Genomic DNA, 16,962 nt, shown 5'->3' with positions numbered 1-16,962 from the left:
ATGGCAGTGCAATTTGCAGCAGAAACGGAAGTCGCTCCCGAGGATCGCTTCGACTACTACTGGAACCAGCGCGGTGAGTGGGTGGAAGAACCCAACGTGCGTCGTGGTGGCGAAAGTGGTGTGCAGCGGGTGGTGGGGCGCGATGGTCAACTGCTGTATGCCAAACGCCAGACCGGACATATTTATCGCAGTTGGCTGCATCCGTTCGGGCGACCGACCGTGTTGCGTGAACTGGATGCGCTGACCGGGGTTTCCCGTCTCGGGGTCCGGGTGCCAGAAATCGTCTTTTGCGGTGCTCAACCCGATCCTCAGCACAAGTGGCGGGCGCTGTTGGTGACCAAATCCCTCGATGGCTTTCAGGAGCTTGAGCAATGGGTGGCCGCCGGCGGTCGTGAGCAATATGGCGAAGCCGTCTATGAACGCGTGCTCAAGGACCTCGCCGAAAACCTGGCTCGCATGCACAAAGGTCGCTGGCAGCACAGTTGCATCTACATCAAGCACGTCTTTGTCAGCGTGACCGGCGAAGGTGAATCGGCCAAGGTCGAAGTCGCTCTGATCGATCTGGAAAAATGCCGTCAGCGTCTGACCGCTCATCGCGCGGCCGCCCATGACATGAAGCAATTACGCCGCCACTCGTCGTTCAGCGCTACCGACTGGAAAAAACTCGTCTACTTTTATGAGACGGCGTTTGGCAGCGCTATCAAAGGTTTATAGCGATGAAACTAGAAATTGCACGAGGTTTGTTTCTGGTAGGAGCCTTGGCAGTTGCATCATTGGCGGTGGCGGCCTGGGAACAGCCACGCATGCAGGTCATTGGCGCATCAGCCAGCGACCCGCATTGCCCGATGCCACGGGTGGCAAAAGCCGCCGTGGCGACTCAGCCGGACCATGATCTGTTGCTGTTCATGTTCGGACTTTCTCAAGGGATGAGGCCGCAGAGTTGAATCGTTCGACAAGAGCCAAAGGCCTCGCCAATGCGAGGCCTTTTTTATTGCGTCATGGCTCGTGTTACTGCGTCATGCCTTGGGATCGGGTTTCGCCAGCACGGTATAAACGCACGGCAGGACAAACAGCGTAAACAGTGTCCCGATCGACATCCCCGTGGCAATCACCGTCCCGATGTCGAAGCGGCTGACCGCACCGGCGCCGGTAGCCACGATCAACGGCACCATGCCGAACACCATCGCCGCCGTGGTCATCAACACCGGGCGCAGACGAATCGCCGCCGCTTCCTCCACCGCCTCCCGAGGCGTGAGGCCCTTCTCCTTGCGCAACTGGTTGGCGAACTCGACGATCAGGATCCCGTGTTTGCTGATCAGCCCGATCAGTGTCACCAGCCCGACCTGAGTGTAGATGTTCATGCTCGACCAGCCGAGGAACAGCGGAATCAGCGCCCCGCAGATCGACAGCGGCACGGTCACCAGAATCACCAATGGATCGCGGAAGCTTTCGAACTGCGCCGCCAGCACCAGGAAAATGATCGCCAGTGCTAACGCGAAAGTCACCCACAGCGCACTGCCTTCCTGGACGAACTGCCGGGAGGCGCCGCCGTAATCGAAGGCAAAACCGGCCGGGGCTTCCTCCCGGGCGATCTGCAGCACACTGTCGATGGCTTCCCCCATGCTCACCAGCGGGAACCCGGACAGCTTCGCCGCGTTGAGTTGCTGGAACTGGTTGAGTTGTCGCGGTCGCGCGCGGTCGGTCACGGTGATCAGGGTCGACAGCGGCAGCAGTTCGCCCTGGGTGTTTTTCACGTAGTAATTGTTCAGCCAGTCCGGGTTGTCGCGGTAGGCCCGTTCGACCTGGGCGATGACCTTGTAACTGCGGCCTTCGATGGTGAACCGGTTGATCTCGGCTTCGCCGAGCAAGGTCGCGAGGGTGCCGCCCAGATCCTGCATCGACACGCCCATCTGCGCTGCCTTGGCGCGGTCGATGTCAACCACCACTTCGGGTTTGTCGAAGGCCAGGTCAAGGTCGACGAAGGCGAACTTGCCTGACTCCATGGCGCGCTTCTTGATCCGGTCGGCCACTTGCAGCAACAGCTCGTAGTCGTTGGCGGTGTTGATCACGAATTCGAACGGCAGACCTTCACCGGTGCCGGGCAGGGATGGCAGGTTGAAACCGAAGATCTGCAGGCCCGGAATGCCCTCGAGTTTGCCCTGCACCTCGGGGAGAATTTCCATTTGCGTGCGGCTGCGCTCGTTCCACGGCTTGAGCAGGAAGCCGCCGATGCCGCTCTGCACGCCGTTATAGCCGTTGATCTGGAACGATGAATAGTACTCCGGGAACTCCTTGAAGATCTTGATGAACTCGTCGGTGTAGGTGTTCAGGTAGTCGAGGTTGGTTGGCTGCGGCGCGTTGGCCATCATGAAGATGATGCCCTGATCCTCGTCCGGTGCCAGTTCCGACTTGGTGAACTTGAGCAGCACCGGAATCAGGCACAGCACGATCACCGCAAACACCAGCACCACCGGCCGGGTGTTGAGCGTGCCGTGCAGCATGCGCTGATAGCGCCGCTTGAGGCTGTCGAAAATCCGGTCGAGGCGGTGGGCCAGACCCGTGGGATTTTCGTCATGGCGCAGCAGCATGGCGCACATCATCGGCGACAGGGTCAGGGCGACGACGCCGGAGATCACCACCGCCCCGGCCAGGGTCAACGCAAATTCCTTGAACAGCGCCCCGGTCAGCCCGGTCAGGAAACCGATCGGTGCGTACACCGCCGCGAGGGTGATGGTCATCGACACCACCGGCATGGCGATTTCCCGGGCGCCTTCGAGCGCGGCTTCCAGTGGTGTCTTGCCTTCCTCGATGTGCCGGTGGATGTTTTCCACCACCACAATCGCGTCGTCGACCACCAGCCCGATGGCCAGCACCATCGCCAGCAGGGTCAGCAGGTTGATCGAGTAGCCCATCATCTGCATGAAGAACATCACGCCGATCATCGACAGCGGAATGGTCACCACCGGAATCACTACCGAACGCAGGGCGCCGAGGAACAGGAACACCACCACGATCACGATCAGCACCGCCTCGAACAGGGTTTTCACTACCTCGTCGATGGAGGCCTGAATAAACAGCGTGGCGTCGTAGGCGATTTCGCTCTTGAGGTTGGGCGGCAGCTGGGCTTCCAGCTCCGGCATGATCTTGCGCACTTCCTTGATCACGTCCAGCGGGTTGGCGCCGGGCGTGGCCTTGATCCCGATGTACACCGAAGGCGTGCCGCCGAACGAACTGATCGAGTTGTAGTTTTCCGCGCCCATCTCGACCCGCGCCACATCGCTGAGCAGTACCCGGCTGTCACCGCTGACCTTGAGCGGGATCTTGCCGAAGGCTTCGGCGGACTTCAGTTCGGTGTTGGCGTTGATGCTGGTGACCACGTACTCGCCTTTCACCTCGCCGGCGGCGGAGAGGAAGTTGTACTGGCGCACCGCGTTGGTCACGTCACTGGCACTGAGGCCGAAGCCGGCGAGTTTCACCGGGTCGATCCACAGGCGCATGGCGAACACCTGGTTGCCGAGAATCTCTGCCTCGGCCATACCCGGCAGGGTCGCCAGTTTCGGCTGTATCACCCGCGACAGGTAGTCGGTGATCTGCGGATTGTTCAGCTCCTTGCTGAAGAAGCTGATGTACATCAGCGCCGAGGCATCGGCGGCTTCTTTGCTCAGTACCGGGTCTTCGGCATCCTGAGGCAGTTTGTTCTTTACCTCGTTGGCCTTGGCCAGCAGTTCGGTGAACAGGCGGTCGCTGTTGGAGCCGATGCGCGCGTAGATCGAAATCACCGAGAAGTTCTGGCGACTGACCGAGGTCATGTAGTCGATGCCCTCGGCGCTGGCCAGGCTCTGTTGCATCGGCTGGGTGATATAGCCCTGGATGGTTTCGGCGTTGGCCCCGGGGTACGCGGTGGTCACCGTGATCAGGGCGTTTTCCATTTGCGGGTACTGGCGCAGCGGCAGCTTGCTCCAGGCCTGAAAGCCCAGCAGCACAATCAGCAGGCTGACCACGGTGGCTAGCACCGGGCGGCGGATGAACGGATCGGTAAAAGCCATGGGGTTTCCTTGATCAGTCGGCGCGGGGCGGACTGTTCTGCTCGCCGAGGGTCTTGTCGTCGCTGATGGCAATGTGGGCGCCGTTGTCCAGTTTGATCTGGCCGGCCGTCACCACCTGTTCGCCGCTCTGCACGCCCTTGTTGATCATCACCTGGCCATCGCGGCGTTCGCCGGTCTCGACGAACCGACGCTCGGCGATCAGCACCGGTTGGCCCTTGTCGTCTTTCTCGACGGTACCGTCTTCGGCTTTCTTCTGGGTGACCACGTACGTTGAGTTGCCGTAGAGGGTGTAGGTGATCGCGCTTTCCGGGACCACGATGTGTTTCTGCGGATCCGGCAGCAGCACTTCGACGCTGGTGAACATGCCCGGCAGCAACTTGCCATCGGGGTTGGCCAGGGTGGCGCGCACCAGAATGTTGCGGGTGGTGCTTTCGACGATCGGGTTGATCGCGCTGATGGCACCGGTGAAGTTCTGGCCGGGATACGCCGCGACCGTAATCTGTACCGGTTGCCCGATGGCCAGTTTCGGCACCGACTGTTCGGGCACGTAGAAGTCGGCGTAGAGGCTGCTCAGATCCTGCAGGGTGGCGATCTTGGTACCGCTGGCGAGGTAGTCGCCGATGTCGACAAGGCGGATGCCGATGGTGCCGCTGAAGGGCGCGACGATGCGTTTTTTGGCCAGCGCCGCATTGAGTTGATTGACCGTGGCCTTGTTCTTTTGCAGCTGCGCCGAGAGCCGGTCGAATTCGCCTTTGGAGATGGCGCTGCTGCCGACGAGCTGGCTGCCGCGACCGTAATCCAGCTGCGCGAGGCCGAGATCGGCCTTGGCGGTTTCGAGGAAGGCGGCTTCGACGGCGCTGTCCAGTTGCAGCAAGGGTTGGCCGGCCTTGACCTTCTGCCCCGATTCAAACTTCAGCTCGGTGACGGTGCCGGCGTTCTCCAGACTCAGGTCGACGCCTTGCAGCGCTTTCAGCGTGCCGACGGTGGGCAGACGCATCTGCCACGGGCGCTCGACGGCGGTGGCCACGGCGACGCTGATCGGCGGCTTCGGTTTTGAAAAGCCCTGGATCATCGTATAGATCGAGAAGGCCTTGTAACCGGCGAGAAGCAGAACGATCAGCAGTACAACACCCAACATGATCAGCATGCGGCGACGCAGCATATTTCCAGTTCCTTGGAGAAAATCAGGCGAGACAGGCGGGCACATTACCGCGAGTCCGGCAGGGATTCCAACTGCCAGTTTTACCGGGTGTAAGGGAAGAAGGTGGAGAAAAGCGGGGCCGCCGACCGAACGGTCGGCGGCGAATTTCAAGCCATCAGATGAAGATGGTTGTCCCAGAGCCCTGCGGGCAAATCCAGCGGTTTGGCCAGCAGATCGTCCTGACGGCAATCGTAGTAGCGGCAACGTCCCTGACCGGAGGTCACGACAAACCCGTCCTTCACCGCACCGACGCCGGCGCAGTCGGGCAATGGGGCGTCGAGGCGCACTTCGCCGCTGTCCAGGTCCCAGATGAAGAAGCGGTTGCCGCGCGGTGCGGTCAGTGCCACCAGACGCAGGTCGCTGTGCACGGCGACGCTGGCGGTGTAATGCCCCATCGACTGCAACTGATGCTCCGGCACCGGGAACGCCACGAATGGCTGGCCCGGTCGCTTGATCGCCAGCAGCTCCGAGCGCTCGTGGGAAGGCCCCATGAATTGCTGGCCGGCAACGATGGTGCCGTCGCTGGCGATCCCCAGGTGGCGCACGCTGTTCATCTGCTGGGCGAGGGTTTCCTTGCTCAGCAGGGTGCCATCGCGCTGCATCAACACCAGGCTTGGTTCCATGGCGTCGAGGTTCATGTCGACCCGGCTTTCGGCCTCGGTGCGGATCCCGCCGTTGGCCACCACCAGGGTTTCACCATCGGGCATCCACGACACCTGATGCGGGCCGAGACCGTGGGTGGAAATCTCGCCGCTGTGCACCAGCCGTTCGCCTTCGAACTTGTACACCCCGAGCAGTCCACGGCCCGGATCGGTGGTGTCGTTTTCGGTGGCGTACAGGTAGTCGCCGCTGTGGTGGATCACCGCGTGGCCGTAGAAATGCCGGTTCGGCTGCGACGTCACGGTTTGCAGCAATGCACCGCTGCGCAGGTCGATCAGGTAGCTCTCGGTGCCCGGCCGGCGGGCGACGAACAGCGCGATCGGCAGCGTCGGGTGATTGATGATGTCGTGGCAGCGCTGGCCGACTTCGGTGGCGAACACCTGGGTGCCGTCCAGCCGATAGCCGACGGCGTAGTGCTTGCCGTCGGTGTCGTCCCGCGCCGACAGCAGCAGCGGGCTTTGGTCCTTGCGTTTGAGCAGCGTCCAGCCGCCCAGTGTCACTGCTCCCAGCAGCAAACTACCTAAAGTCAGAGCCTGGCGTCGCAGCATGGCACGTGCCCTCATCAGTCACCGTCGTTGGCGTTGAAGCCCAGTTGGATGCCCAGCGCCTTGGCCAGCTCGCCTTCGTGCAGGCGGTGGACGACGTTGAGGCTGTCGTAGATGTCGTTGAGCTGCTGGCGACCGGCGTCATCGTTGAGCATTTCGGTCAGCGAGCGCTGAGTGCTGCCGAACAGTTTGAGCGACGCCGCGTAGGCAGCATCGATCTTGTCCGCCAACGGCTTTTGCTCAGCCGGCAACAAGCCGCGCAGGCCTTTGTTGTCGACGCCTTCCCAGACGGTTTTGGCCGCTGCGAGGCTGGCTTCCAGCGACTCCATGGACGACTGGCTGCGCCATGCGTCAGCCTGGAACGGCTGAGGTACGCCCTTGCTCTGGCGGCCCATCGGCGTGCCGAGTTTTTTCTTCAGGGTGTCGAGGGCGGTGACCTGTACCCGCAGCAGATCGGCGATCGCTTCGTGGGAGTCGGCGTAGCGCTGGTTCGGGAACTTGCTCATCTGCGCGAGCATGCCGTCGGTGTTGTTCCAGCTGCTGAGGATCTCTTCGGCCAGTTGTTTCTGACGCTCGCCGATGGCCACCAGCAGTGGGCAGTATTTGGCTTTCTGCTCGTCGTTGGCGACGTCAGGCTTGGCGTCGAACAGGATGTACTCGTAAGCGGACAGGCCTTGAACCACAACGCTGGACTTGGCCAGTGCGGCGGCGTCGATCTGTGGCTGCGCGGTGACCAGTTGCTCGACCTGACGGCCGACCAGGTTTTTCTTGTCCGGCCAGAACTGCACCTGCCACGAACGGTTGCCCTCCGCCAGCGGGCCGATCAACAGCGGTTGCAGCTCGGCCCAGGCTTTCTGCGCATGCAGGAAGTCGGCACGGGCGGTGTCCAGGGACTCTTTGCCCTGGCAGTAGGCGAGGGCGCTGACGGCCAGTTGCTTGTCAGCCTCGACCCAGCGGGTGTAGGTCGGCAGGATCACCGATTTGGCGATGGCCGCCGAGGTGACGGCTTGCGGATCCTGTGGCGAGCACGCGCCGAGGGCCAATGCGGCAAGGCTGGTGAACAACAGCTTGGGACGGAACATGTCGGGCTCCCGATTCGTTCAAGTGTTTAAAGTGAGTTCAAGAACGCCAGCAGCGCGGCACGCTGCTCGGCGTTGAAAGACAAAACCAGTTGCTGCGCCGCTTTCGCTTCGCCGCCGTGCCAGAGCACGGCTTCGAGCAGATTGCGGGCGCGGCCGTCATGCAGAAACTGAGTGTGGCCGCTGACCGTCTGCGTCAGGCCGATGCCCCACAGCGGCGGGGTGCGCCAGTCGCGGCCGGAAGCCTGGAATTCAGTGCGGTTGTCCGCCAGACCTTCGCCCATGTCGTGCAGCAGCAGATCGCTGTACGGGCGAATCACTTGATTGGCCAGTTCAGGTTCGGCCGCGTTGGCGGCGGTGGTGTATTTCGGTGTGTGGCAGGACTGGCAACCCGCCTGGAAAAACAGATTCTTGCCGGCCAGCACCTGCGCATCATTGACGCCACGGCGGGCGGGAACGGCGAGGTTGCGGCTGTAGAACAGCACCAGGCGCAGGATGTTGTCGCTGACTTCCGGTTCGCCGACCGGGCCATTGCCGTTCGGCGCCTGTTTGCAGGCGGTTTGCGCGTCGGTGCAGTCATCAAACGGTCTCAGGCTGGTGGTGAGGCCCATATCACCAGAAAACGCGTGAACATTTTGTTGATTGAGGTTCGGTTGGCCGGCTTTCCAGCCAAATCGGCCCATGACGGTCTTTTGCTGCTCATCGTCCCAGACCCGGTTTGGCCGGCCGTTGATGCCGTTGTTTTCTTTGGCCTGCGCGGCGGCGTTGGCGAGGATCGCTTCTTCCGGGATCGCTTCAAGCAGGCCCAGGCCGATCATCGGCGGCGCAACGCGGGCCGAGAAACGTGTGTCCGGGTGCATCGGGCCGTAGCCGAGCTGGGTGATCTGCAAGACCGGTTTACGCAGCTCAACCTCGGTGCCGTCCTTGAAGCGCACCGGCACCGGCGTGTAATCGACCCGCACCTTGCCTTCCGGCGCGACACCGGGGACGGCCATGTCCTGGAACTGGCCGCCGTAAACCGGCTCGGGCACCACGCCCACCTGTTCGATAACTTTGGCATAGGCCGGCGCATCGGGAATCGACAGACGCACCAGCATTGAAACCGCGTTGGCCGCATCCGGCGTCGGCGGATGGCCGCGGCCGTCCTTGATATGGCAGTTCTGGCAGGCGTTGGTGTTGAACAGCGGGCCGAGGCCATCGCGGGCGGTGGTGGTCGACGGCGCGATCACCCACGGGCTGCGAAAGAAACTGTTGCCGACACTGAAGTCCACCCGCCGCGAAGGCGGCAGGTTGGCCGACGGCAGGGAAAACGCGTTCTGATCGCTCTTGCGCACGGTCGCCGCGCCGCCGGAACGGGCCTCACCCGGCTCGGCCTTGGTGAAACGCGGGGCGTCATCGCAGGCACTCAGGCCCAGGGCCAGAAACAGTGCGGACAAGCGAAGAGGCAGCGAGGGCATCAGACTTCCTGCAAGAGGGGCGAATTTAAAGGCGCAAAGTCTAACAGGGCGAGGGGGTTTGAATAAGAGGAATTATCGTTTGCTTGATGCACGTCAGGTCAGCCAGAACGAAAAAGGCGACCCGAAGGTCGCCTTTATTAACGCGGACGCTGTGATCAGAACTCGTGATCGGCGTTGTCCGGGTTCAGGTCGCTGATGCCCAGTTTGCCGGCAGCGGCTTCGATCGAACCGGTCTGCTTGACCAGCGAAGCGATGGCGTCGCGGACGATCTGGTTGCCGGCGGTGTTGCCGGCCGCGATCAACTGGTCGTAGTGCTCACCCTTGTTGGCGTGATCGACCATGACCTGGATCTTGGCTTCGGTGGCGGCCAGATCGGCTTTCAGCGCGGTGTCGGCAGCCGGATCAACCTTGGCCACCAGCGACGACAGGCTCGCGCCGGTCATTTTGGTGCCGTCGACGCGGGTGTACTCGCCCAGGTAAACGTTACGAATGCCCTTGGCATCGTAGAAGTGCGAGTTGTGGGTGTTGTCGCTGAAGCAATCCTGTTCGTCTTCCGGGGAGTTTGCTTCCAGGGACACCTTCATGCGCTCGCCGGCCAGCTCGCCCAGGGACAGGCTGCCCATGCCGAACAGCATTTTGCGCAGGCCGCTTTCAGCCGGTTCGGCTTCCAGGGTGGCGCGGTAGTTGTCGGCCACGTTCGGCTTCCAGTTACCGACCATTTCTTCCAGGTCGCTGACCAGCAGCTGGGTCACGGATTTCAGGTAGGCACGACGACGATCGTTGTGACCGCCAGTGGCGCCTTTGCCTTCCAGGTAGTCCGAGGCCGGACGGTTGCCGGCGCCAGGGCCGGTGCCGTTCAGGTCCTGGCCCCAGAGCAGGAATTCGATGGCGTGGTAGCCGGTGGCAACGTTGGCTTCGGAACCGCCCAGCTCGTTCAGGCTGGCGAGTTTTTCCGGGGTGATGTCTTTGACGTCGACCTTGTCTTCGCCGACCTGTACTTCGGTGTTGGCGATGATGTTGGCGGTGGCGCCCGGGTTGCCCAGTGCGTGCTCGTAGGACTTGTCGACGTAGTCGATCAGGCCTTCGTCCAGAGGCCAGGCGTTCACTTGACCTTCCCAGTCGTCGATGATGGTGTTGCCGAAGCGGAACACTTCGCTCTGCAGGTAAGGAACGCGGGCGGCGACCCAGGCAGCCTTGGCGGCTTTCAGGGTGTCGGCGTCCGGCTTGGCGAGGAACGCGTCGATGGCGGTTTGCAGGGTTTTCGCGGTGGATTCGGCATCGCTGTAAACGGCGAAGACCATGTCGGCGTAGTGCGAGACAACGGCTTTGCCGGCGGCCTCGTCGACTTTACCGGCAGCAGCAGCAGCAGCAGGCGCAGCCGGTGCAGCGGTGCTCGCAGCCGGAGTCGGCGCAGGAGCGGCGGCCTTTTCTTTGTCTTTACCTTCGCCGCAACCGGCGAGGGAAATAGCGATGGCCAGCAGACTGGCGGTAGCCAGAGGCATACGAATCATGGCGAACATCCTGCTTCGGTAATTGAGTGGACAGGCGCGGGGGTGCGCAAAAGCTGCGACATAATGCAAATCTTTCGCATTATGTGTAAAGGGTTGTAGCTGGAAATATTTCCTATTTGCGCGGGGGTTGCGCTGGATCAACAGCGTAGAGCACGCCCGGCGGATCAAGGGGTTTGCCGGGCTTCGCAGGGGAGATTTCAGAGAATGGCCGCGTTGCTGCGCTGGGCCTGCTTGAGGTAAATGCTCAACTCGCGTGCCGGCAGCGGTTTGCTGTAGTGGTAGCCCTGACCTTCGTGGCAGCCTTCGGAGATGATGTAGGTTTCCTGTTCGGCGGTTTCCACGCCCTCGGCGATCACCTGCATGCCCAGGCTCTTGCCCAGTTGAATGATGGCGCGAACGATGGTCGCGTCATCGTCGTCATCCAGCAGGTCCTGGACGAAGCTCTTGTCGATCTTGATCTTGTCCAGCGGCAGACTCTTGAGATAACTCAGCGACGAATAGCCGGTGCCGAAGTCGTCGATGGCGATCAGGGCGCCGGAGCGGCGCAGGCTCAGCAGGTGCTGGGCGGCGGTGCTGATGTCTTCCATCAGGCCGGTTTCGGTGACTTCCAGCTCCAGGCTGCGCGGTGGCAGGCGGTACATCTGCAACAGGTTGTTGACCACGCGGGGCAGCTCGGCGTGGTGCAGTTGCACGGTGGACAGGTTGACCGCCATGCGCAAATCGACGAAGCCCTGATCGTGCCAGTCGCGCAGTTGCTTGCAGGCCTGATCCAGCACCCATTCGCCGATGGCGATGATGGTGCCGTTCTGTTCCGCCAGCGGGATGAACAGGTCCGGCGGCACCAGACCGTGTTCCGGATGCTGCCAGCGGATCAGGGCCTCGACCCCGACCACGCGATGATCGCGGTAGCTGATCTGCGGCTGATAGACGAGGTAGAACTGATCGCGCAGCAAAGCGTCGCGCAGGTCTTTTTCCAGCTCGCGACGGCGGCGCATCTCGCTGTCGACGCTGGCGATATAGAACTGATAGCGGTTGCGCGATCGGGTCTTGGCCAGGGTCATGGTCTGCTCGGCTTTCTGCAACAGCTTCTCGGTGCTGTCGCCGTCCTCCGGGAACAGGGTGATGCCGATGGTCGCGCGCAGGCGAATTTCTTGATGATCAAGGGCGAACGGCGCTTCCAGGTCATCAAGGATACTTTGCGCCAGTTCCGCCGCTTCGTAGGGTTGCTCGATATCGGCCTGCACCAGCGCGAACTGGTCGCCGCCGAGACGGGCGAGGGCGCCGAGGCGACCGCTGTGGGCGCGTAGCCGGTCAGCCAGGGCGAGCAATAACTGATCGCCGGTCTGGTAGCTGAATTGTTCGTTGATGCCTTTGAAATCGTCCAGACCTACGCAAAGCACGGCGACCCTGCGTTGCAGCTTTCCGGCATCCACCAGGATCTTGTCCAGTTGCTGCTGTAATTGCTGGCGGTTCGGCAGGCCGGTGAGGAAATCGTACTGGGCCATGCGCAGCAGGCTGTTTTCCGCTTCGTGGCGCAGGTGGGTATTGCGTTCGATGGATTCGAGCAACTGATTGGCGGTGTTGATCCAGATCCCCAGTTCGTTTTTCTCGTGGCCCTTGAGCTGCGGAATCTTGTGTTCGCTGGGGCGGTCCGGGTTGATCTCGGTGAGGTGTTCGATGATCCGCGACAGCGGTTTGGTCAGCAGCCAGTGATAGACCAGATACAGCACCAGGCCCATGGCCAGGGCGCGCAATACACCGGAAATGAAGATGATCACCGAGCTGACGATGAAACCCTGACCGTAGGTGGCCGTGTCGAGGGTGATGCTCAGATCGCCGTAATATTCGCTATACGGCCCACGTCCCACCAGTTGGGTGGTAAACGTGCGTTCCTGGCCGAGGATCAGGTCGGTCAGCCAGCGGCTGTTGGATTGCTGCAGCTCACGGGATTTTTGCGCGAGCATCGCTTCGTTGGGATGACCGATGGACGCCTGACGCACAGCGTCGTCCTGGAACAGACCTTCGATCACCTGCATGCCCATCTCCCGGTCCAGGCTATAGACCGCCTGGGTGGAGGGATCACGGAACATGTCGAGGATGCGTTCGGCATCGCCGGCGACGGCCTGGCGTGTTTTATAGGCATCGAAAACGATCTGCGCGCAGCTCAAGACCACACCGACGATCAATGCCGACAGGAGCACGACCCGGAGCAACTTCACCGACAAGCTGTTCTTGAGTTCCAGCTTCAAAGGGTTATTCCTTGTTCCGTGCGGGTAGCGTCAAGTTGCCATGAGTATTGGCAATCCCGTGTTGGCAGTCAAAGGGACAATCGAGCCGCGGAAAATTTGTCCGTGGCCTTGGCCGAAATGCTGCTGTCTGGAGTATTTGCCCTGGTTGTACTGTGTCGGTAGTTTTGGCCTCCAACTTGAGGGGTGTCGGACAATTTTTCCTCTTTTGATGGTAGTTCGCCGTGGCTTGGGAGCAAGGCGAGAAGGGCTGCTTTGCGTGTGGGAAAAGGCCTGTTTGTGATGGGACGCACCCGAGATGATTTCTGCGGGCAGAAAAAAACCCGGCAATGGCCGGGTTTTTGTCTGGCGTGCAGCTTAAGCGGTGAAGGTCTTGCCTTCGAACTGCTCGGCCACGAACTTCCAGTTGACCAGGTTCCAGAACGCCTCGACGTATTTTGGACGCAGGTTACGGTAGTCGATGTAGTAAGCGTGTTCCCACACGTCGCAGGTCAGCAGCGGGGTGTCGCCGCTGGTCAGCGGGTTGCCGGCGCCGATGGTGCTGGCCAGAGCCAGGGAGCCGTCAGCCTTTTTCACCAGCCAGCCCCAGCCGGAACCGAAGGTGCCGATCGAGGTTTTGCTGAATTCTTCCTTGAACTTGTCGAACGAACCGAAAGCCGCGTTGATGGCTTCAGCCAGTGCGCCGGTTGGTTGACCGCCAGCGTTTGGCGCCAGGCAGTTCCAGTAGAAGGTGTGGTTCCAGACCTGAGCGGCGTTGTTGAAGATGCCGCCCGAGGAAGTCTTGACGATTTCTTCCAGGGTCTTGCCTTCGAACTCGGTGCCTGGCACCAGGTTGTTCAGGTTCACGACATAGGTGTTGTGGTGCTTGTCGTGGTGGAATTCCAGGGTTTCCTTGGAAATGTGCGGCTGCAGGGCATCGTGTGCGTAAGGCAGCGGCGGCAATTCGAAAGCCATGATGATTCTCCTAATCAGGTCTGTTGCGGTGAGCGCAAGGCCGATCACGGGCGGCCAGAAATGCACCGGCGAGTTTTTACTCTTTGCGGCGCAGGGTTCGGATCATAGCACCGGGGGTGCGGCTTAACCACGCAACAACTGTGTGGGATAGAGGTTCCAGAGCTGTTTGGAATAATCACGAAGCCAGAATGAGCTGACCCGCTACCGTGAACATCATCACCGCCACCAACAGATCCAGAATCCGCCAGGTACTCGGCCGTGCCAGCCACGGCGCGAGCCATGCCGCGCCGAACGCCAGAGTGAAGAACCACAGCAGTGAAGCACTCGCCGCGCCGACCACATAAGCGCCGGGCACCGACTGTTGCGCACCGAGGGAGCCGATCAGCAAAACGGTGTCGAGATAGACGTGCGGGTTGAGCAGGGTCACCGCCAGAGCGCTGAGCATCACCGCCCGCAGCGAACGTACGGTCTGGTTTTCACCCTGTTGCAGGCTCTGTTTCGAACAGGCCCGGCGCAGCGCCTGGCTGCCGTACCAGATCAGGAACACCGCGCCGCCCCAGCGGGCAACCGCCAGCAAGGTCGGGTTCTGCGCCAGCACCGTGGCCAGACCGAACACACCTGCCGCCACCAGCAGCGCATCGCAGGCGACGCACAATGCAGCGACCGGCAGGTGATGTTCACGCCGCAGGCTCTGCGCCAGGACAAAGGCATTCTGGGTGCCGATCGCCATGATCAGCCCGAACGCCACCAACAAACCGTTGGTATAGCTTTGCCACATGACGGTTACTCCGCGTTGGCTGCGAGATCGCGCAGCACTTGCATGGCTCGTTCGGCGTCGGCCTGACCGACGAACAAATGATCGTGGTAGTAGCCGGCAATCACATTGCAGCTGATCCCGGCCTTGCCCAGTGCGGTGGCGAATGCGGCGGTCAGACCAACGGCTTCCAGCGCCGAATGCACGTTCAAGGTGATCCACGCTGCGACATAGTCGAAGCTGAAACCGGCGCGTTCGGCGTGGGAACGTTCCAGGATCACCGTCAGGCCTTCCTGTTCACGGAAACTGCCGACGACTTCCAGGCCGCTCGGCAACTCGCCGTCGGACAAGGTGCAGAACACGTATTCGCCGGCATTGAGCTGCGGGCTCATGCTGCGCAGCAGGGTGGTCAACGAGGTTTCGCCAGCCATTGTGGGAGTCCTTGATAAAGAGTGCTTGCTGGCTATTCTCCCGGTTGACGCTGTATAAGAAAAACCAATAGTGCTGATCGCTCATTAGGAAAACTGATGTTCGACTACAAATTGCTTTCCGCTCTGGCCGCCGTGGTCGAGCAGGCCGGCTTCGAACGGGCGGCGCAGGTGCTGGGCCTTTCGCAATCGGCGATATCCCAGCGGATCAAACTGCTGGAAGCACGGGTCGGCCAGCCGGTTTTGGTGCGCGGCACACCGCCGTCGCCGACCGAAATCGGCCGGCGCCTGCTCAACCATGTGCAGCAGGTGCGTCTGCTTGAGCGGGATTTGCAGACGCTGGTGCCGGCACTGGACGAAGAGGGCCTGCCGGAACGCCTGCGCATCGCCCTGAATGCCGACAGCCTCGCCACCTGGTGGGCCGAAGCGGTGGGTGATTTCTGCGCTGAACAACATCTGTTGCTCGATCTGATCGTCGAAGACCAGACCGTCGGCCTCAAACGCATGCGCGCCGGTGAGGTGGCCGGTTGCCTGTGTGCCAGCGAGCGTCCGGTAGCAGGCGCGCGCAGCGTGCTGCTCGGGGCGATGCGCTATCGGGCACTGGCCAGCCCGGCGTTCATCGAGCGGCATTTTCCCGACGGTGTGCGGGCCGAACAATTGCCGCGCACCCCGGCGCTGGTGTTTGGCCCGGACGACTTTCTGCAGCATCGATACCTCGCATCCCTCGGCGTCGATGGCGGTTTCGAGCATCACCTGTGCCCGTCATCCGAAGGCTTCATCCGCCTGACCGAAGCCGGGCTCGGCTGGGGACTGGTGCCGGAATTACAGGTGCGCGAGCAACTGGAGCGCGGCGTACTGCGCGAACTGTTGCCAGATAAACCGATCGATGTGCCCTTGTACTGGCATCATTGGCGCAATGGCGGTCAGTTGCTCGGGCTGTTGACCGAGCAATTGGTGCGCTCGTCGGCGCAATGGCTGGTGCCGTTGGACTGACGGCCAGCGTCAAGACTCACGAATCAGGCAAAACGAAAGACAGCGGAGCTCTACATGAAAATTCTGGTCACCGGCGCAAGCGGCTTCATTGGCGGACGCTTTGCGCGTTTCGCCCTGGAGCAGGGCCTGGACGTGCGGGTCAACGGTCGCCGGGCCGAGGGTGTCGAGCATCTGGTACGTCGCGGTGCCGAGTTCGTTCAAGGCGATCTGAGCGATCCGGATCTGGTGCGTGCGCTGTGCAGCGATGTCGAAGCCGTGGTGCATTGCGCCGGTGCGGTCGGCTTGTGGGGCCGTTATCAGGACTTCCATCAGGGCAATGTGCAGGTCACCGAAAACGTGGTCGAGGCCTGCCTGAAGCAACGGGTTCGGCGGCTGGTGCATCTGTCGTCGCCCTCGATCTACTTTGACGGTCGCGACCATCTCGGCCTGACCGAAGAGCAAGTGCCCAAGCGCTTCAAGCATCACTACGCCGCGACCAAATACCTGGCCGAGCAAAAGGTCTTCGGCGCCCAGGAATTCGGCCTCGAAACCCTCGCTCTGCGCCCGCGTTTCGTCACCGGCGCCGGCGACATGAGCATCTTCCCGCGCTTGCTGAACATGCAGCGCAAAGGTCGTCTGGCAATTATCGGCAACGGCCTGAACAAGGTCGATTTCACCAGCGTGCACAACCTCAACGAAGCATTGCTCAGCAGCCTGCTGGCCGATGCCTCCGCGTTGGGCAAGGCCTACAACATCAGCAACGGCGCTCCGGTTCCGCTGTGGGATGTGGTCAATTACGTGATGCGCAAGATGGAAGTCCCACAGGTCACCAAGTACCGTTCCTACGGTCTGGCCTACAGCGTGGCGGCGCTCAACGAAGGTGTGTGCAAGCTCTGGCCCGGGCGTCCCGAGCCGACTCTGTCGCGCCTGGGCATGCAGGTGATGAACAAAAATTTCACCCTCGACATCAGTCGCGCCCGGCATTATCTGGACTACGATCCGAAAGTCAGTCTGTGGACAGCTCTCGATGAGTTCTGCAGTTGGTGGAAAGCCCAGGACATTCGTTGAAACGAATCGGCCGGCCGGCAATGAACCGCCCTGCCGCTTGA

General features: G+C 61.6%; 14 protein-coding genes. 4 read left to right on the top strand and 10 right to left on the bottom strand.

Annotated features, from left to right (window positions below; genetic code table 11):
* Window positions 1-714 (top strand): lipopolysaccharide kinase InaA family protein, encoded by a 714-nt coding sequence (locus ACODTD_RS10295; RefSeq protein WP_201816343.1) that lies wholly within the window; start codon window positions 1-3, stop codon window positions 712-714.
* A 2-nt stretch (window positions 715-716) separates the two neighbouring features.
* Window positions 717-944 carry a hypothetical protein gene (locus ACODTD_RS10290; protein ID WP_011335717.1) on the top strand — a complete coding sequence of 76 codons (228 nt, stop codon included), beginning with the start codon at window positions 717-719 and terminating at the stop codon, window positions 942-944.
* A gap of 72 nt (window positions 945-1,016) precedes the next feature.
* Here ACODTD_RS10290 and ACODTD_RS10285 read toward each other — a convergent pair whose 3' ends face one another.
* The 10 genes from ACODTD_RS10285 to ACODTD_RS10240 all read right to left on the bottom strand — a co-directional run bounded on the left by ACODTD_RS10285 (window position 1,017) and on the right by ACODTD_RS10240 (window position 14,884).
* Complete coding sequence (locus tag ACODTD_RS10285; protein WP_201816342.1) at window positions 1,017-4,046, bottom strand: multidrug efflux RND transporter permease subunit; 3,030 nt, start codon at window positions 4,044-4,046, stop codon at window positions 1,017-1,019.
* 13 nt (window positions 4,047-4,059) lie between these two features.
* Window positions 4,060-5,208, bottom strand: a complete 1,149-nt coding sequence (locus tag ACODTD_RS10280; protein ID WP_064383816.1) for an efflux RND transporter periplasmic adaptor subunit — start codon at window positions 5,206-5,208, stop codon at window positions 4,060-4,062.
* A 146-nt stretch (window positions 5,209-5,354) separates the two neighbouring features.
* On the bottom strand, window positions 5,355-6,455 hold the full coding sequence (locus ACODTD_RS10275) for a DUF1513 domain-containing protein (protein ID WP_201816339.1): 1,101 nt from the start codon (window positions 6,453-6,455) through the stop codon (window positions 5,355-5,357).
* Window positions 6,456-6,469: 14 nt separating this feature from the next.
* Window positions 6,470-7,534 carry an imelysin family protein gene (locus tag ACODTD_RS10270; protein WP_285354183.1) on the bottom strand — a complete coding sequence of 355 codons (1,065 nt, stop codon included), beginning with the start codon at window positions 7,532-7,534 and terminating at the stop codon, window positions 6,470-6,472.
* A gap of 26 nt (window positions 7,535-7,560) precedes the next feature.
* Window positions 7,561-8,988 carry a di-heme oxidoreductase family protein gene (locus ACODTD_RS10265; RefSeq protein WP_489104811.1) on the bottom strand — a complete coding sequence of 476 codons (1,428 nt, stop codon included), beginning with the start codon at window positions 8,986-8,988 and terminating at the stop codon, window positions 7,561-7,563.
* A gap of 155 nt (window positions 8,989-9,143) precedes the next feature.
* Complete coding sequence (locus ACODTD_RS10260; RefSeq protein WP_201816335.1) at window positions 9,144-10,499, bottom strand: imelysin family protein; 1,356 nt, start codon at window positions 10,497-10,499, stop codon at window positions 9,144-9,146.
* 197 nt (window positions 10,500-10,696) lie between these two features.
* On the bottom strand, window positions 10,697-12,748 hold the full coding sequence (locus ACODTD_RS10255; protein WP_064383811.1) for a putative bifunctional diguanylate cyclase/phosphodiesterase: 2,052 nt from the start codon (window positions 12,746-12,748) through the stop codon (window positions 10,697-10,699).
* 354 nt (window positions 12,749-13,102) lie between these two features.
* Window positions 13,103-13,699, bottom strand: coding sequence for a superoxide dismutase (locus ACODTD_RS10250; protein WP_003227660.1), 597 nt, complete (start codon window positions 13,697-13,699; stop codon window positions 13,103-13,105).
* Between the two features lie 175 nt (window positions 13,700-13,874).
* A complete protein-coding gene (locus tag ACODTD_RS10245; RefSeq protein WP_011335710.1) occupies window positions 13,875-14,477 on the bottom strand; it encodes a LysE/ArgO family amino acid transporter in 603 nt (200 codons plus the stop codon).
* Between the two features lie 5 nt (window positions 14,478-14,482).
* Window positions 14,483-14,884 (bottom strand): ACT domain-containing protein, encoded by a 402-nt coding sequence (locus tag ACODTD_RS10240; protein WP_011335709.1) that lies wholly within the window; start codon window positions 14,882-14,884, stop codon window positions 14,483-14,485.
* A gap of 96 nt (window positions 14,885-14,980) precedes the next feature.
* Between ACODTD_RS10240 and ACODTD_RS10235 the strand changes: the two genes are divergently transcribed.
* Both ACODTD_RS10235 and ACODTD_RS10230 read left to right on the top strand, forming a co-directional pair.
* The gene (locus ACODTD_RS10235; RefSeq protein ID WP_085606712.1) at window positions 14,981-15,874 is read left to right on the top strand and encodes a LysR family transcriptional regulator ArgP; all 894 of its coding nucleotides are present in this window, start codon (window positions 14,981-14,983) and stop codon (window positions 15,872-15,874) included.
* Between the two features lie 54 nt (window positions 15,875-15,928).
* Window positions 15,929-16,921 (top strand): NAD-dependent epimerase/dehydratase family protein, encoded by a 993-nt coding sequence (locus ACODTD_RS10230; RefSeq protein ID WP_489104810.1) that lies wholly within the window; start codon window positions 15,929-15,931, stop codon window positions 16,919-16,921.
* Window positions 16,922-16,962 lie beyond the last annotated feature (41 nt).

It is taken from the genome of Pseudomonas sp. FG35 (genome assembly GCF_057809295.1).
This window is presented reverse-complemented; position numbering and strand designations above follow the sequence as displayed.